Consider the following 16,274-nt stretch of genomic DNA (forward strand, 5'->3'; position numbering starts at 1 on the left):
GACCGGCCGGGCGAGGGCAAGGTCACAGCCGCGCCCTCTGCTGCTCCTTTGTACGCGTCGCTTAGCATCCGAGCATGACGGTCCTGCCAGACGACGGGCTCTCGCTGGCCGCCGACTTCCCTCCCGCCACACACGAGCAATGGCAGGCCCTCGTCGAGGGCGTGCTCCGCAAGTCGGGCAAGGAAGCCGCGGGCACGGCAGCCGAAGACGCACTGTCCACCGTGCTGGAGGACGGGCTCCGCACCCGGCCCCTGTACACCGCACGCGACACTGCCCCCGAGGCCGGTCTGCCCGGGTTCGCGCCGTTCGTGCGCGGCGGGCGGGCGGCCGGGAGCACGGCGGGCGGCTGGGACCTGCGCCAGCGGCACACCACGGCCGCGAACGACGCGGTGCTGGCGGACCTGGAGAACGGCGTCACCTCCCTCTGGCTGGTCGTCGGCGAGGGCGGTTTCCCGGTGTCGTCGCTGGCCGGGGTGCTCGACGGCGTGTACCTCGACCTGGCGCCGGTCGTCCTGGACGCCGGGCGCGACACCCGGGCCGCGGCGGACGCGCTGCTGCGGCTGTACGGGGAGCGGGGCGTCGACCCGGGCGCGGCGCGCGGCTCGCTGGGCGCCGACCCGCTGGGGTACGAGGCGCGGACGGGCCGCGCGGGTGACGCCGCACTCGCGGTGGGCCTGGCGCGCCGGTGCCTGGCGGACTGGCCGGGGCTGCGGGCGCTGACCGTGGACGCCCTGCCGTACCACGAGGCCGGCGGGTCGGCCGCGCAGGAGCTGGGCGCCTCGCTGGCGACGGGGGTGGCGTATCTGCGGGAGCTGACGGGCGCCGGGCTGACGGTGGAGCAGGCGTGCGCGCAGCTGGAGTTCCGGTACGCGGCCACCGCCGACCAGTTCCTGACGATCGCCAAGCTCCGGGCCGCGCGGCGGCTGTGGGCGCGGGTGGCCGAGGTGTGCGGGGCGGCCGGCGCGGGGGCGCAGGTCCAGCACGTGGTGACGTCCCCGGTGATGATGTCGCGCCGCGACCCGTGGGTGAACATGCTGCGGACGACGATCGCGACGCTCGCGGCCGGGGTCGGTGGCGCCGACTCCGTCACGGTGCTGCCCTTCGACCACGCCCTGGGGCTGCCGGACGGGTTCGCCCGGCGCATCGCCCGTAACACCTCCACCATCCTCATAGAGGAGTCCCACCTGTCCCGGGTGATCGACCCGGCCGGAGGGTCCTGGTACGTGGAGCGGCTGACCGACGAACTGGCGCACGCGGGCTGGGAGTTCTTCCGGCGGATCGAGGGGCTGGGCGGCCAGGCGGCGGCCCTGCGCTCGGGCCGGCTCGCCCAGGACCTGGCCGGGACGTGGCAGGAGCGCTCGGCGAAGCTGGCCAGGCGGCGCGAGCCGATCACCGGGGTGAGCGAGTTCCCGCACCTGGCGGAGCGTCCGGTGGAGCGGGCCCCGGCGCCCGAGCCGCCGTCCGGGGGGCTGCCGCGGGTGCGGCGCGACGAGGCGTACGAGGCGCTGCGCGCCCGGTCCGACGCCCACCTGGCCGCGACCGGTGCCCGTCCCCGGATCTACCTGGCGGCGCTGGGGCCCGCCGCCGCGCACACCGCGCGGGCGTCCTTCGCGGCGAACCTGTTCCAGGCGGGCGGGATCGAGCCCGTCACCGAGGGCACCTTCGAGGAGAGCGGGGCGCTGGAGGCGTGCCTGTGCTCCTCCGACGCGCTGTACGAGGAGCAGGCGGCGACGGCCGCCGCCGCGCTGCGGGAGGCCGGGGCGCGCCATGTGTTCCTGGCCGGCCGCCCGGGCCCGTGGGACGCGGACGTCGACGGCCATGTGTTCGCCGGCTGCGACGCCGTCGCCGTCCTCTCCGCCACCCTCGACCGCATGGGAGTGTCCTGATGGGAATCCCCGACTTCTCCGGCATCGACCTCGGGGTCCCGCACCCGGGCGGTGACACCGGCGCGTGGCGGGCGGCGGTGCGCGAGGCGACCGGCGCCGCGCCGGACGACCTGACCTGGGAGACCCCGGAGGGCATCGGGGTCAGGCCGCTGTACACCGGGAAGGACCTGGAGGGGCTGGACTTCCTGGGCACGTACCCGGGCATCGCCCCGTACCTGCGCGGCCCGTACCCGACGATGTACGTCAACCAGCCGTGGACCATCCGCCAGTACGCGGGCTTCTCGACGGCCGAGGAGTCGAACGCCTTCTACCGGCGCAACCTGGCCGCGGGGCAGAAGGGCCTGTCGGTCGCCTTCGACCTGCCCACGCACCGGGGCTACGACAGCGACCACCCGCGGGTGACCGGTGACGTCGGCATGGCGGGGGTGGCCATCGACTCGATCTACGACATGCGCCAGTTGTTCGACGGCATCCCGCTGGACCGGATGACGGTGTCGATGACGATGAACGGCGCGGTGCTCCCGGTGCTGGCGCTGTACATCGTGGCGGCCGAGGAGCAGGGCGTGCCGCCGGAGAAGCTGGCGGGGACCATCCAGAACGACATCCTCAAGGAGTTCATGGTCCGCAACACGTACATCTATCCGCCGAAGCCGTCGATGCGGATCATCTCCGACATCTTCGCCTTCACCTCGCAGCGGATGCCGCGCTACAACTCGATCTCCATCTCCGGCTACCACATCCAGGAGGCGGGTGCGACGGCCGACCTGGAGCTGGCGTACACGCTGGCGGACGGGGTGGAGTACATCCGGGCGGGCCGGGAGGCGGGGCTGGACGTGGACGCGTTCGCGCCGCGGCTGTCGTTCTTCTGGGCGATCGGGATGAACTTCTTCATGGAGGTCGCCAAGCTGCGGGCGGCCCGGCTGCTGTGGGCGAAGCTGGTGCGGCAGTTCGACCCGAAGAACGACAAGTCCCTGTCGCTGCGCACCCATTCGCAGACGTCGGGCTGGTCGCTGACCGCGCAGGACGTGTTCAACAACGTCACCCGCACCTGTGTGGAGGCGATGGCCGCCACCCAGGGGCACACGCAGTCGCTGCACACCAACGCGCTGGACGAGGCGCTGGCGCTGCCCACCGACTTCTCGGCGCGCATCGCCCGCAACACCCAGCTGCTGCTCCAGCAGGAGTCGGGGACGACGCGGGTGATTGACCCGTGGGGCGGCAGCGCGTACGTGGAGCGGCTGACGCACGACCTGGCCCACCGGACCTGGCAGCACATCCAGGAGGTGGAGCGGGCGGGCGGCATGGCGCAGGCCATCGACGCGGGCATCCCCAAGCTCCGGGTGGAGGAGGCCGCGGCCCGTACCCAGGCGCGGATCGACTCGGGGCGCCAGCCGGTGATCGGCGTCAACAAGTACCGCGTCGACAGCGACGAGCAGATCGACGTGCTGAAGGTCGACAACTCCTCGGTGCGCGCCCAGCAGATCGAGAAGCTGCGGCGGCTGCGCGCCGAGCGCGACGAGCGGGCCTGCCAGGACGCGCTCGACGCGCTGACCCGCGCGGCCGGGGGCGACGGGAACCTGCTGGAGCTGGCCGTGGTCGCGGCCCGGGCGAAGGCCACGGTCGGGGAGATCTCGGACGCCCTGGAGAAGGTGTACGGCCGGCACGCGGGCCAGATCCGTACCATTTCCGGTGTGTACCGCAACGAAGCCGGTGAGTCGCCGTCCGTCGAGCGCTGCCGCGCCCTGGTGTCCGCGTTCGAGGAGGCCGAGGGGCGCCGCCCGCGCATCCTGGTCGCCAAGATGGGCCAGGACGGTCACGACCGCGGCCAGAAGGTGATCGCCACGGCCTTCGCCGACCTCGGGTTCGACGTGGACGTCGGCCCGCTGTTCCAGACGCCCGCGGAGGTCGCCCGCCAGGCGGTCGAGGCGGATGTGCACATCGTGGGGGTCTCCTCGCTGGCGGCGGGGCACCTCACGCTCGTCCCGGCGCTGCGCGAGCAGCTCGCGGAGGAGGGACGCGAGGACATCATGATCGTGGTGGGCGGGGTGATCCCCCCGCAGGACGTACCGACGCTGCTGGAGATGGGGGCGACGTCCGTGTTCCCGCCGGGGACGGTCATCCCGGACGCGGCCCACGACCTCGTCGAGCGGCTGGCGGCCGATCTCGGGCACCAGCTGTGATCGATCTCGACACCTATGTGAAGGGCGTACGGGAGGGGAGGCGCGCCCTGGTGGCGCGGGCGATCACCCTGGTGGAGTCGACCCGGCCGCAGCACCGGGTGCTGGCGCAGGAGTTGCTGACCGCGCTGCTGCCGCACAGCGGCCGGGCGCGGCGCATCGGGATCAGCGGGGTGCCCGGGGTGGGCAAGTCGACGTTCATCGACGCCTTCGGCACGATGCTGACCGCGCGGGGGCACCGGGTGGCGGTGTTGGCGGTCGACCCGTCGTCCAGCCGGACGGGCGGGTCGATCCTGGGCGACAAGACGCGGATGGAGCGGCTCGCGGTGGACCCGGCGGCGTTCATCCGCCCCTCCCCCACCGCGGGCACCCTGGGCGGTGTGGCCAAGGCGACGCGTGAGTCGATCGTGGTGATGGAGGCGGCGGGCTACGACGTCGTGCTGGTGGAGACCGTGGGCGTCGGCCAGTCGGAGACGGCGGTGGCCAACATGGTCGACTCCTTCCTGCTGCTGACGCTGGCCCGTACCGGCGACCAGCTGCAGGGCATCAAGAAGGGTGTGCTGGAGCTGGCCGACGTGATCGCCGTCAACAAGGCCGACGGCCCGCACGAGCGGGACGCCCGGGCGGCCGCGCGGGAGCTGGCCGGCGCGCTGCGGCTGATGCACGGCAAGGACGCGTTCTGGACCCCGCCGGTGCTCAGTTGCAGCGCCCGCGAGTCGCTCCACCTGGACGACGTGTGGGAGCGGCTGGAGCAGCACCGTACGCTGCTGGACTCCACCGGGCGGCTCGCCGCCAAGCGGCGCGACCAGCAGGTCGACTGGACGTGGACGATGGTCCGCGAGGAGCTGCTCGGCCGGCTGCGGGACCATCCGGCGGTACGGTCCCTGGCGCCGGACCTCGAACGGCGGGTGCGCGAGGGCGAGCTGACGGCCACGTCGGCGGCCGAGCGGCTCCTGGCCGCGTTCGGTGAGGCCCCCGCCGGACGGCCCGGGGAATCCACCGGAAAAACAGGTGTGTAGGTGGCGTGAGCCGGGGTAGACGCCGCATCGTCGGCTTGTGAGAACGACGCGCGCGATACCGGCGGGCATGGGAGGGACGAGCATGAAGGCGATGACGATGACCGGGCGGACCACGGCTGCCGGAAGCACCGCCGAGGCGCTGCCCGAGGTCGCCGACCCCCGGCGGGTCGCCCCCAAGGACGCCAGGGCCCTGTCGAAGCTGTTCTTCGACCGGCTCGCCGTCCTGGAGGAGGGCACCCGGGAGTACCAGGACGTCCGCAACACGCTGATCGAGATGAACATGTCCCTCGTGCGGTACGCCGCCGGCCGGTTCCGCAGCCGGGGCGCCGACGAGATGGAGGACATCGTCCAGGTCGGCATGATCGGCCTGATCAAGGCGATCGACCGGTTCGAGCTGACCCGCGAGGTCGAGTTCACCACCTTCGCCGTGCCGTACATCGTCGGTGAGATCAAGCGGTTCTTCCGTGACACCTCGTGGGCGGTGCACGTCCCGCGCCGCCTCCAGGAGGCGCGCGTGGAGCTGGCCCGCGCCACCGAGGAGCTGCGCAGCCGCCTGGGCCGTACCCCCACGGTCAGGGAGCTGTCGGAGCTGATGAACCTCACCGAGGAGGAGGTCGTCGAGGCCCGGCTCGCCTCCAACGGCTACAACTCCACCTCCCTGGACGCGGCCGTCGGCGACGGCGGTGACGACGGCGAGGCGGCCCTCGCGGACTTCATCGGCGCGGAGGACCCGGCGATGGAGCTGGTGGAGGACTTCCACGCGCTCGCGCCGCTGATCGCCCAGCTGGACGAGCGCGACCGGCAGATCATCCACATGCGGTTCGTCGACGAGCTGACCCAGTCGCAGATCGGCGAGCGCCTCGGCTGCTCCCAGATGCATGTCTCCCGGCTGCTGTCCCGCACGCTGAAGCGGCTGCGCGAGGGCATGCTCACCACCCACTGAGCCGCACGACGGACAGACACGAACACGAGCCGCCGGCCGACGGATGTCGGCCGGCGGCTCACGTATGACACGGACAATCCCGTACGAGACGGGCATGGCGGAAAGGTGTGCGCGGTGGGCGACTTCGAGACCGAGGGCGAGGCGGCGGGCCGGCCGGCCGTCGACACGCAGCTGGAGATCCTGCTCCGGCTGGTGGACGCCCAGCCCGAGGCGAGCATGGCGATCTGCCTGACCACGCCCGGCGGGGTCGTCGCCGGGCATCTGGTGGGGTCGCGCGCCTGGGCGCGGCGCTGGGAGGAGGTGGTGTCGTCCACCACCGGCGGCGAGGACCCGCGCGACCATCTGGCCCATCTGGCCGGTACGGTCCAGAGCGCGCTGGAGGGGACGGAGCGGGAGGCGGCGAGCGGGCTGCACGCCTTCATCCACCTGGTGGACGTCACCTACCTGTCGGTGCCGGGCACCGCGACGGCCCCGCTGTGGCGCGGCCGGCTCAGCGACGTGTCCGGCTGGTCGCTGGGCGCCCCGGCCTGACGTCCCGCCCCCGGCGCGCCCCTGGCGGGCGTCAGCGGGGGTGGCCGCCCCAGTCGAGGCGGAGGACCGCGATGTCGTCGGAGTGCCGTCCGGCGTTCAGCGCGTGGGACTCCTTGATGAGCAGGTCCACCAGGACGGCCGGGTCCCCCGGCGGCAGGTCGTCGATCAGCGCGAGCAGCCCCTCGACGCCGAGCCGTTCGGCCTTGGCCCCGTTGTGCCCCTCGGTGAGGCCGTCGGTGTAGACGGTCAGCGCGCCGGCGGGCGGGAGCGGGACGACCGTGGGCGGCCAGCAGCGCAGCCCCGGGACGAGCCCGAGGGCGACGCCGTGCGCGGCGGTCACCTCGCGGGTCCCCTCCTCCGTGGTGAGGAGGGGCTCGTGGTGCCCGGCCAGGTGCAGGGTGGCCGTGCCGTTCTTCTGGTCGACCGTCAGCAGGGTGCAGGTGGCGAAGAGGTGCTGGTCGCCGCGCTCGGCGATCAGGATGCGCTCCATCAGGTGCAGCAGGTCGCCGCCCCGGTGTCCGGCGAGGACGAGGGACCGCCAGGCGATCCGCAGGCAGACGCCGAGCGCGGCGGCGTCGGGGCCGTGCCCGCTGACGTCGCCGACGACGGCGTGCAGGAGCCCGTCGTCGCCCTCCACCACGTCGAGGAAGTCGCCGCCGAGCAGCGCCATGGCCGTGCCGGGCAGGTAGCGGGAGGTCACCCGGACCGTGGAGGTGTCGAGGATCGGCCGGGGCAGCAGGCCGCGTTCCAGCCGGGCGTTCTCCTCGGCGCGCAGCCGGGCGGCCTGGGCCTCGGCGCCGGCGCGTTCGGTCTTGCTCCGGTAGACGGCGTAGCGCACGGTGCGGTGCAGCAGGTCCGCCTCGACCTTCCCCTTGACGAGGTAGTCCTGGGCTCCGGCGGCCATGGCGTCGGTGCCCGCGTGGGACTCGGACAGGCCGGTCAGGACGATCACCGCGGTGTGCGGGGCGAGCGCCTTCACGGCCGCGACGGCGTCGATGCCGGACACGTCGGGCAGGTGCAGGTCGAGCAGGACGCAGTCGACCGGTCCCGCGGCCAGGTCGAGACGGGCGTCGGCCAGGGTGGTGCGGGTGGTCAGCTCGAACCGCAGGCCGGTGTCGAGGAGCAGCTCCTCCACCAGCAGGGCGTCCCCCTGGTCGTCCTCGATCAGCAGGATGCGGTACATCGGCTCGGTGGCCGCCTGCGGCGGGACGGCCGGTGCGGTGGACATCACGCCCGCTCCGCGCCCGCGGCGACGGCGGCGGGGGCCGGGGCTGCCACTGCGGCCTCCGGCGGTTCGGGGGCCAGGGTGAAGACGAAGCGGGCGCCGTCGCGGTAGTCCGGGTCGACGGTGATGGTGCCGCCGTGGAACTCGACGATCTTCTTGCACATGGCGAGGCCGATGCCGCTGCCGCTGTAGGCGTCCTTGGTGTGCAGCCGCTGGAAGATCACGAAGACCTTCTCGGTGTACTCGGGCGCGATGCCGATGCCGTTGTCGGTGACCGTGAACCGCCAGAGGTCCCCGTCCCGGGCGGCCGTGATGTGGATGCGCGGCTCCTGGCCGGGGCGGCGGAACTTGACCGCGTTGCCGATCAGGTTCTGCCACAGCATGCCCATCTGGGTGGGGTCGGCGACCAGGGAGGGCAGCGGGTCGTGGGTGATGGCCGCCCCGGCCTCCTCGATGCCGACGCTGAGCGCGGACAGGGTCCGCTCCAGCACCTCCTCCAGGTCGACGCTCTGCTGGGCGTTGTGCAGGCGCCCCACGCGGGAGAAGTCGAGCAGGTCGTTGATGAGGATCTGCATGCGGTTGGCCCCGTCGACCGCGAAGTCGATGTACTGGTCGGCGCGGGCGTCGAGCTGTCCGCCGTACCGCCGCTGGAGGAGCTGGGTGAAGCTGGACACCTTGCGCAGCGGCTCCTGGAGGTCGTGCGAGGCGACGTACGCGAACTGCTCCAGCTCGGCGTTGGAGCGCTGGAGGTCGGCGGCCTGGGCGTCCAGCCGCAGCCGGGCCTCCTCACTGAAGGCCAGCTCCCGCAGCAGCCGCCGGCGCATGAAGTCGATCTCGGCGCCGAGGCGGCGGAGGTCGGCGGGGCCGTGGGGGGTGATGGTGTGGTCGAAGTCACCTCCGGCGACGGCGCGGGCGTCCGCGCCGAGCCGGTCCAGCGGCGTGTTGATGCCGCGGCGCAGCCCCTCGAAGATCAGGGCGGTGAGGACGGCGATGAGGACGGCGATGGCGGAGAAGACGACGTTGCGGATCGCCAGGATGGACATCAGGTCGTCCCTGGCCTCGGCCCGCTGGACCCGCAGCCGTTCCTGCTGGGCGGCGAGCGCGGTGCGGACGCCGTCGAAGGCGGCCTTGCCCTCCGCGGCCCGCTGTGCGGCCAGGGGCACGGGGGCGCCGGGCGGGGCGTCGGCGACGGGGCGGGCGATCCGCTCCTGCCAGCGCCCGGTGGCGAGGATCACGGACCGGAGGTCGTCCAGGGCGGCCCGGTCGCCGTCGAGCAGCCGGGTGAGCTGGGCGGTGCTGGACTTCTGCTGGGCGAGGCCCTCGCGGTAGGGGGTGAGGAAGTCCGGCTGCCCGGTCAGTCCGTAGCCGCGGATGCCGGTCTCCTGGTTGAGGATGGCCGACTCGAGGCGGACGGCCTGGGTCAGCGCCGGGGACCGGCTGTCGACGAGGTCCTTGCTGATCGTCTCGGTACGGGACAGGATCCAGGCGCCGGTCACCCCGAGCAGGGCCAGGAGCGCCAGGGACGCGGCGGCGCCCACGCGAAGCCACCGCCGGGTCGTCCACGTGGAAAGTCCCCGCGCACGCGGTTGCTTCTCGTCGCCGGTCATCCTCTGGGCTCCTCGCTGTGACAGCCGCGGCACATGCGGCCAGCACACTTTAGTCGGCGACAACTGTTGTTGTCGCGGGGGTGTCCCTGGACCTAGAGTGCGGGTGTGCCAGGCAAGAACTTCGCATTGCGGTCCACTCCGCAGGAGACGGCGGCCGTCGCGGACGCGGCGGTCGGTGATCTTGCGCGGCGCCTCACCGAACACCTGCTGGAAGCACCCCCGCGGCAGGGGTCGCCGGACGATCCCGGGCCGGCCCTGGCCCTGCTCCATGTGCTGGACCACCTTCAGCAGGCCACCGAGCGGCTCCAGCGGGAGGCCGCCGTGACCGCCGCACAGGCGGGTGCCGGCTACCCGCAGATCGGCGCGGCCTGCGGCATGACCCGTCAGGGCGCCCGCCGCCGCTGGCCGGGGCTCTTCCACCACTCCCCCGAGAAACCCACGGAGCATCCGATGATGACCACTCCCGCCCGCCCCTTCGACGTCCTGCTCGTCGAGGACGACGTGGCCGACGCCATGCTCATCGAGGAAGCCCTCTCCGCGCGCGGGGCGCGCAACCTGGTCCAGGTCACCGACGGGGTCGCCGCGCTGGAGCACCTGCGCACCCCGGGCACCGCGCGCCCCGACCTGATCGTGCTCGACCTGAACATGCCCCGGATGAACGGCAGGGAGCTGCTGAAGGTCCTGAAGAACGACGAGGACCTGCACACCATCCCCGTCGTGGTCCTCACCACGTCCACGGCGCCGGACGACGTGACCGGGGCGTACAGCAGCCACGCCAACGCCTATGTGACGAAGCCGGTCAACCTGGAGGAGTTCGAGCAGGCCGTCCAGAGCATCGACGCCTTCTACCTGGACACCGCGGCCCGCCCGCGCCCCTGACGCACCACCGGAACCCGTCCCGGCCCACCGGCCGGGACGGGTTCCGTCATGAGGTGCCGTCGTGCCGGTCAGGCTCCCCAGCGCAGGGCGATGGTGTCGCCGACGCCCACGGTCTTGCCGCGGGTGGCGCCGGCGAACGCCGATCCGTCCACGCTCACCTTCCAGGTCCCGGAGCCGCTGTTCGCCTTGCCGTTGACGGCCGTGATGGTGCCGGTGCCGGAGGACGGCGTCACGGAGGTGACACACCCGGACGGGGTGGCGGAGGTGGTCGCGGCGTTCAGGACGTCGCCGAGGGTGGTCGTGGTGCCGGTGGGGGTGAAGGAGACCGAGCAGACCTTCAGGCTGCCGGCGCCGTCGTCCACGCTCAGCGCCAGCTTGGTGGCGGTGCCGGCGGTGAAGGACGACTGGGCGACCCACTGCGGGGCGCCCGGGGTCACCGGGACGGGCGGGGCGGCGGTGAAGCCGCCCCCGGCGACGGCGCGCAGCGCGTCGATGGACGCGTACGCGGACGGACTGGTGTCGCTGGGCTTGTACTTGAAGCCGCCGGCCGGGTTGTACTGGTTGGCGAGCAGGAAGTCGATCGGCGTCTTGTTGCTGGTGGTGGTGAAGTCCGCCGACTGGGGGTTGATGCCGCAGGCGTTCAGCCCGGAGACGGCCCAGCCGTTGGAGCTGGTGTTCACCCCGTACATCGAGGTGAAGGCGCCGGAGGTGGTGACGAGCTTGCCCTTGAGGAAGTTCTTCGCCTGGACGACGTCGGTGTCGGTGCTGGGCACGCCCGAGGCGCAGAGGGCGGCCATGGCGGCGCCGGTCATGTCGATGTCGCTGGCGGTGTTCTGGGCCGCCGGGTTGCCCTCGACCTTCTGGTAGGTCCAGCCGCCGTCGTTGTGCTGGTTGGCGCGGACCCGGGCGACCATGGCGTCGGTCAGCGCCTGCGGCACCCGGGCGCCGCCGGCCTGCGTCCTGGCCCCGCCGAGGGCGAGAGCCGCGAAGACGGTGCCGTTGAAGGTGGAGGACGGGCCGAAGTAGCCCGGCTCGGCGGTCTGCCAGTAGCCGTAGATCTGCGCGATCAGGTTGCGGGAGGCGGAGACCCGGGCCGGGTCGATCCCGGCGGCGTACGCGTTGAGGGCGCCCCGCTCGTAGTCGGTGACGACCGGCGAGGCGGAGGGCCACCCCGACGTGGAGAGCAGGTTGCGGTAGACGGTCCGCGCGTTCTTGGTGGTGTCGCCGCCGGGGGCGACGTCCACGACGGCCGTACCCGCTGCGGCGAAGGCGCCGAACGCCCACTCATTGGAGAGGCCGGACCCGGCGTAGGAACCGTCCGCCGCCTGAAGGGTCTTGAGGTAGGCGACGCCGTTGGTCTTCGACGTGGCGATCTGCGCGGGAGTGGAGGTGGCGGAGGCGGGCAGCACGGCGAGGGCGAACGCGCCCAGCGCCGCGGGTACCACGATCGTGAGACGTCTGGCGGTACGGGGTCGGGACATGGCCTGCTCCTGATGTCGGCGGACGCCGACCGCTCCCGGCGCCGGGAGCGGGTGCCGGGGCGGGGCCGGGGCACGCGCGAGGGGCCGGTGGGCCGCCGTCCGAAATCGCGTGGTACGGCTTCCTGTTGCTCTGTCGCCGTATGGGCATTCGGGCTCGGAAGTCGGCCCCCGCCGTTCCACACCGCTGCGCGTCAGCCCCGGATTCCCACCGGGTTCCCCCATCTGGCGGGTCTGGACGGTACCCGAGCGGTCACGGGTCCGCCAGCGGGGGCGGCGTGTTCACGGGTGCACGGACCGTGAGACGAAGGCCATCTTGACGGGGCCGCCGAATCGGTGTTCCATTCCGCCTGATAACCACTCAGCCCCAGGGGAAGCCGGTCGAATTCCGGCGCTGACCCGCAACCGTGGGCCCGGTACCGTCCCGGGCGAGCCGGATCGCCTGGGACGTGGGTGAACGAGCACTGAACGCCGTCGCGGACTACGGCGTGGTCGTCACCGCCTCCCACGGCGCGCCGTGCGGGGCGTCTCGCCACGTACCCGGCCGCCCGGCAGAGACGGGGGGTCCGTGGAGACCGAGCAGGTGGCGGGACGGCGCGGGCGGGCGAGACGGGTACTGCCCCTGGGGGCGGCCCTGTTGCTGGTCACCGGCGCGGCGGCGGGCCTGCTCGCACCGGCCACCCCGGCGAGCGCCGACCCGGTGGAGAAGTGCACGGCCACCACCGGCGCGGTCGTCGCCGTCGACTTCGGCCCCTTCGGCGGCAAGGTCGAGCGCGGCTGCGACACCACCCCGACCACCGGCTACGACCTGCTCCACGAGGCCGGCTTCAGCACCACCGGGACCGTGAAGGACGGCCCGGCGTTCATCTGCCGCATCGGGCACGGCTCGTTCGGCTCCGGTACGCAGTACCCCACCCCGGCCGCGGAGAAGTGCGAGATCACCCCGCCGGCCTCGGCGTACTGGTCGTACTGGATCGCCTCGCCGGGCCAGAAGAAGTGGACGTACAGCCCCTACGGGGCGATGGCGCGGAAGCCGCAGCCGGGCGACGTCGACGCCTGGGTGTTCGGTGCCACGTCCATCGGCGGCACCACCGGCGGGCCGAAGTTCACGCCCGACGACGTGCGCGCGGGCGGCGGGGCGCCGGTGCCGGACGACCCCACGGTCCCGCAGGTCCCGGCCGCCGAGGTCGACCTGGCGAAGGCGACGCGCTGGCTGGCGGGCCGGCTGAAGGACGGCGAGCGGGTCGTCGACGAGGCCGACGAGCGGCGCAACCAGCAGGCCACCACGGAGGTCGCGCTGGCCCTGGCCGCCACCGACCCGGCGGCCGCGGCCAAGGTGGCGGCCCACCTCGCCCGGCCCGAGCAGACCGACGCGTACGCCTACCCCCTCGGCAAGGACCAGGCGCCCGACACGCTCGCCGCCGCGCGCCTCGCGCTGGTCGCCGACGCGACGGGCGGCGACCCCCGGGCGACCGGCGGGCACGACCTGCTGGGCGACCTGGTGAAGAACGTCTGCACGGCCGGGGCGGACGCCCCGGAGCCGGTGCCCGGCTGCACCACCAAGGGCGACTTCCGCACCGACAGCGGCCAGGCCGACGGGCAGGCGCTCGCCGTGCTGGCCCTGCTGGGCGGCGGTGTGGAGCCGCCCGCCGACGCGGTGCGGCGGCTGACCGACCTCCAGTGCGAGGACGGCGGCTTCACCAGCATGCTCATACCCGCCGGCGGCTACTGCGAGAGCGAGGCGGGCGCCACCGGTATGGCGGCCCTCGCCCTGTGGGGGGCCGGCGGGCACGACGAGGCGGTCGCCTCGGCCCGCGCGTACCTGCGGAAGTCCCAGCTCCCGACGGGCGCGTGGCCCGCCGTGTACTACAGCACCGTGGGCAGCGCGTACGCGACAGGCTTCGCCGCCCAGGCGATGCGGGCCCTCGGGGACACCGCCCGCGCGGACGCGGGTGTGTCCTGGCTGTCCGGGCAGCAACTCCCCGGCGGTGCCTTCGCGTTCGAGGAGGGCTCCACCGACCCGCTGCTGTTCGCCACCGGGCCCGCCGTGCTCGCGGGCGCCCGGAGCGACCTGGTGGCGCTGACCACCGAGAAGCCCGCCCCGCCGCCCACGCTGCCGCCCGGGCCGGCCCCCGACCTGGCGAAGGGCACCGCCTACCTCACGGACCGCGCCCGCCTGATCCGGGGCCGGTACTACGAGAGCGCCCCGGGCACCGGGCACGCCGACTTCGGCCTGACCATCGACGGCGCGTACGCCCTGGCGGCGACCGGCACCGACAACGCCACCCTGCGCGGCATCGTGGACTTCCTCGCCACCGGCGGCAAGGACGGCAGCGGCCGGGACGTCCACGCCTGGGCCGGGCTCGGCACCCCGTACGTGACCGGGGGCCGGCTGGGCAAGGCGGCGCTGCTGGCCGAGGCCGTGGGCCGCGACCCGCGGAAGTTCGCCGGGAAGGACCTCCTCGCGGAGCTGGCGGGCGCGACCTGCGCCGGGCCGTCCCCCGAGGGCGACGGGGCCTGCGCCGGCAAGGGCGCGTACCGGAACGCCGGTTCGGTGTTCTCCCAGGCCCTGGGAGTGATGGCCCAGCTGCGGGCGGGCGAGTCGGCTGCCGCCGCCGAGCCGGTGGCGTACCTGAAGAGCCTTCAGGAGCCGTCGGGCGCCTGGCCCAGCCTGGTCGGTGCGCCGAGCCGGGCCGAGGTGGACTCCACGGCGATGGCCGCGATGGCGCTCGACCTCCTGCCGGACGAGCGGACCCAGGCGTCCGTGGACAAGGCGCTCGCCTGGCTCGCCGCCCAGCAGAAGGCCGACGGCGGTTTCCCCGGCGCGTCGGGCAACTCGGTCAACTCCGCGGCGCTGGCCGTCCAGGGCCTGTTCCTCGACGCGGCGACGTACCAGAAGGAGATCGCCGCCGCCCGGGCGTTCCTGGCGACGCAGCAGAACGCCGACGGCGGTTTCGCCGTGGCGCAGGACGCGCCGCAGCGGGACTCCGACGTCCGCGCGTCCACCCAGGCGCTGGGCGGCTCGACCGGCATCTCGTTCGGCACGCTCACCCGGGACCTGTCCGGCACGGTCCCGGCGCCCGACCCGGGCGACCCGGGCACGGGTCCGGGAGGCGCCGGGGGCTCCGGCAGCACCGGCGGGAACGGGGGCTCCGGGACCGGGGGTTCCGGGACCGGCGGGTCGGGCGGGGCCGGGGGTTCCGGCGGGACCACCACGCCGCCGGTGATCGTCACACCCGGTGAGACCGGCGGCACCGGCACCGCGGGCGGGACCGGAGCGGCCGGAGGCACCGGCGGCACGGCGGGCTCCGGCGCCGCGGGCGGCACCGGCATCGTCACCCAGACCGGCGGCACCGCGTCGCAGACCGGCGGCGTCACCGGGACCGGCGGCGGGCTCGCCTCCACCGGCGCCCGGGTGACCACCCTGGCCGCCGCGGCCGCGCTCCTCGTCCTCGGCGGGTTCGGCGCCACCCGGCTGGCGCGGCGGCAGCGCACCGCGAAGGAGGGTCCGCGATGACCGCCCGTACCGCCCGCTCCGCCGCCCGGCTGACGGCGGCCCTCGGCCTGACCGCCGCCGCGCTCGGCGCGACCGCCGGTCCCGCCGGCGCCGCCCCGCAGCCCATGGGCCGGTGCACCACCACCTCGGGCGTCGTCCTCGCCGTGGACTTCAGCCGCTGGGGCGGGCCGGTCTACCGCTCCTGCGGCACCACGCCCACCACCGGGTACGAGCTGCTCAACCAGGGCGGCTGGCGCACCACCGGCACCGGGCACGACGGCCCCGCCTTCATCTGCCGCATCGGCTACAGCGGTCACCAGGGCGGCAGGCAGTACCCGACGCCCGCCGAGGACGACTGCGTCCTCACCCCGCCCGCCTCGGCCTACTGGTCGTACTGGCACGCCGACCCGGGCCAGAAGACCTGGACGTACAGCCAGCTCGGCGCCATGCTCTACAAGCCGAAGCCCGGCAGCGTCGACCTGTGGATCTTCGGCGGGACGAACATCGAGGGCACCCAGGGCCGTCCCACCGTCACCCCCGACCAGCTGCGGGCCCACAACACCCGGCCCGCCGGGGAGAACCGCCCGGTGCCGCAGGACACCCGGACCGCGCCGCCGCTGCCGCCGGGCACCCACACCGGGCCCCGGCCCGGGCAGCCGGCACCACCGCCCGCCGCACCGCCGCGCGGCGGTGCGCCGGCCGCCGCTCCGCCGCCCACCCGGGCCCCGGCGGCGGGCCTCGCGCCCTCCGTCCCGCCGTCCACAGCGGCGTCGGCCTCCGCGTCCGCGTCCGCCACGGCGCCGGCCGCGAGCGCGTCGCCGAGCGCGTCGCCCTCCCCGTCCGCGTCCGCCGTTTCGGGCGGCACGGCCCCGGGTGCCGGCGGCGGCCCCCGGGTCGTGGACGCGGCGCCGGCGGCCGACGCGGCGTACGACGTGGGCTCCTTCCTGCCCGCCGCAGTGACCGGTGCGCTCGTCCTGCTGATCGGCGGGGCCGCCTGGTACGCGACGAAGCGCCGCCGCCCGGCGGAGTGACC

11 protein-coding genes and 2 riboswitches are annotated in these 16,274 nt (G+C 74.2%); of the genes, 8 read left to right on the forward strand and 3 right to left on the reverse strand.

The genetic code is table 11. From position 1 onward, the window contains the following. The first annotated feature begins 74 nt into the window (after positions 1–74). The 5 genes from ACF08D_RS29650 to ACF08D_RS29670 all read left to right on the forward strand — a co-directional run bounded on the left by ACF08D_RS29650 (position 75) and on the right by ACF08D_RS29670 (position 6,556). Entirely contained in the window at positions 75–1,886 is a 1,812-nt protein-coding gene (locus ACF08D_RS29650) for a methylmalonyl-CoA mutase family protein (protein ID WP_392227002.1), read from the forward strand. Further along, on the forward strand, positions 1,886–4,066 hold the full coding sequence (gene scpA / locus ACF08D_RS29655; protein ID WP_392227003.1) for a methylmalonyl-CoA mutase: 2,181 nt from the start codon (positions 1,886–1,888) through the stop codon (positions 4,064–4,066). Before ACF08D_RS29650 ends, scpA begins: the two co-directional genes overlap by 1 nt. Next, positions 4,063–5,082, forward strand: a complete 1,020-nt coding sequence (gene meaB, locus ACF08D_RS29660; protein ID WP_392227005.1) for a methylmalonyl Co-A mutase-associated GTPase MeaB — start codon at positions 4,063–4,065, stop codon at positions 5,080–5,082. The genes scpA and meaB overlap by 4 nt, the downstream gene beginning before the upstream one ends. Before the next feature lie 91 nt (positions 5,083–5,173). Next, complete coding sequence (locus tag ACF08D_RS29665; RefSeq protein ID WP_392227108.1) at positions 5,174–6,025, forward strand: RNA polymerase sigma factor SigF; 852 nt, start codon at positions 5,174–5,176, stop codon at positions 6,023–6,025. Between the two features lie 114 nt (positions 6,026–6,139). Next, positions 6,140–6,556, forward strand: coding sequence for a hypothetical protein (locus tag ACF08D_RS29670; protein ID WP_392227007.1), 417 nt, complete (start codon positions 6,140–6,142; stop codon positions 6,554–6,556). A 31-nt stretch (positions 6,557–6,587) separates the two neighbouring features. On the opposite strand, the gene ACF08D_RS29675 is transcribed toward ACF08D_RS29670, so the two are convergent. Continuing rightward, the gene (locus ACF08D_RS29675; protein WP_392227009.1) at positions 6,588–7,784 is read right to left on the reverse strand and encodes a PP2C family protein-serine/threonine phosphatase; all 1,197 of its coding nucleotides are present in this window, start codon (positions 7,782–7,784) and stop codon (positions 6,588–6,590) included. Next, positions 7,784–9,388 (reverse strand): ATP-binding protein, encoded by a 1,605-nt coding sequence (locus ACF08D_RS29680; protein ID WP_392227011.1) that lies wholly within the window; start codon positions 9,386–9,388, stop codon positions 7,784–7,786. Before ACF08D_RS29680 ends, ACF08D_RS29675 begins: the two co-directional genes overlap by 1 nt. Positions 9,389–9,493: 105 nt before the next feature. On the opposite strand from ACF08D_RS29680, the gene ACF08D_RS29685 reads away from it, so the two are divergent. Continuing rightward, complete coding sequence (locus ACF08D_RS29685; RefSeq protein ID WP_392227013.1) at positions 9,494–10,267, forward strand: response regulator; 774 nt, start codon at positions 9,494–9,496, stop codon at positions 10,265–10,267. Between the two features lie 68 nt (positions 10,268–10,335). Here ACF08D_RS29685 and ACF08D_RS29690 read toward each other — a convergent pair whose 3' ends face one another. Continuing rightward, a complete protein-coding gene (locus tag ACF08D_RS29690) occupies positions 10,336–11,748 on the reverse strand; it encodes a hypothetical protein (RefSeq protein WP_392227015.1) in 1,413 nt (470 codons plus the stop codon). Between the two features lie 142 nt (positions 11,749–11,890). Next, a riboswitch (cobalamin riboswitch) is annotated at positions 11,891–11,967 on the reverse strand. 149 nt (positions 11,968–12,116) lie between these two features. Next, positions 12,117–12,188, forward strand: a riboswitch (cobalamin riboswitch). A gap of 125 nt (positions 12,189–12,313) precedes the next feature. Between ACF08D_RS29690 and ACF08D_RS29695 the strand changes: the two genes are divergently transcribed. Both ACF08D_RS29695 and ACF08D_RS29700 read left to right on the forward strand, forming a co-directional pair. Further along, entirely contained in the window at positions 12,314–15,262 is a 2,949-nt protein-coding gene (locus ACF08D_RS29695; RefSeq protein ID WP_392227017.1) for a prenyltransferase/squalene oxidase repeat-containing protein, read from the forward strand. After that, positions 15,259–16,272, forward strand: coding sequence for a hypothetical protein (locus tag ACF08D_RS29700; protein WP_392227018.1), 1,014 nt, complete (start codon positions 15,259–15,261; stop codon positions 16,270–16,272). The genes ACF08D_RS29695 and ACF08D_RS29700 overlap by 4 nt, the downstream gene beginning before the upstream one ends. Positions 16,273–16,274 lie beyond the last annotated feature (2 nt).

This window comes from Streptomyces sp. NPDC015131 (assembly GCF_043079975.1).
Taxonomy (GTDB): Bacteria; Actinomycetota; Actinomycetes; order Streptomycetales; family Streptomycetaceae; genus Streptomyces.

Bases quoted from the DNA above. Each gene is read 5' to 3' on its own strand.
- ACF08D_RS29650 (WP_392227002.1), top strand. From the start codon at position 75: ATGACGGTCCTGCCAGACGACGGGCTCTCGCTGGCCGCCGACTTCCCT.
- scpA (WP_392227003.1), top strand. From the start codon at position 1,886: ATGGGAATCCCCGACTTCTCCGGCATCGACCTCGGGGTCCCGCACCCG.
- ACF08D_RS29665 (WP_392227108.1), top strand. From the start codon at position 5,174: ATGACGATGACCGGGCGGACCACGGCTGCCGGAAGCACCGCCGAGGCG.
- ACF08D_RS29675 (WP_392227009.1), bottom strand. From the start codon at position 7,784: ATGTCCACCGCACCGGCCGTCCCGCCGCAGGCGGCCACCGAGCCGATG.
- ACF08D_RS29680 (WP_392227011.1), bottom strand. From the start codon at position 9,388: ATGACCGGCGACGAGAAGCAACCGCGTGCGCGGGGACTTTCCACGTGG.
- ACF08D_RS29690 (WP_392227015.1), bottom strand. From the start codon at position 11,748: ATGTCCCGACCCCGTACCGCCAGACGTCTCACGATCGTGGTACCCGCG.
- ACF08D_RS29700 (WP_392227018.1), top strand. From the start codon at position 15,259: ATGACCGCCCGTACCGCCCGCTCCGCCGCCCGGCTGACGGCGGCCCTC.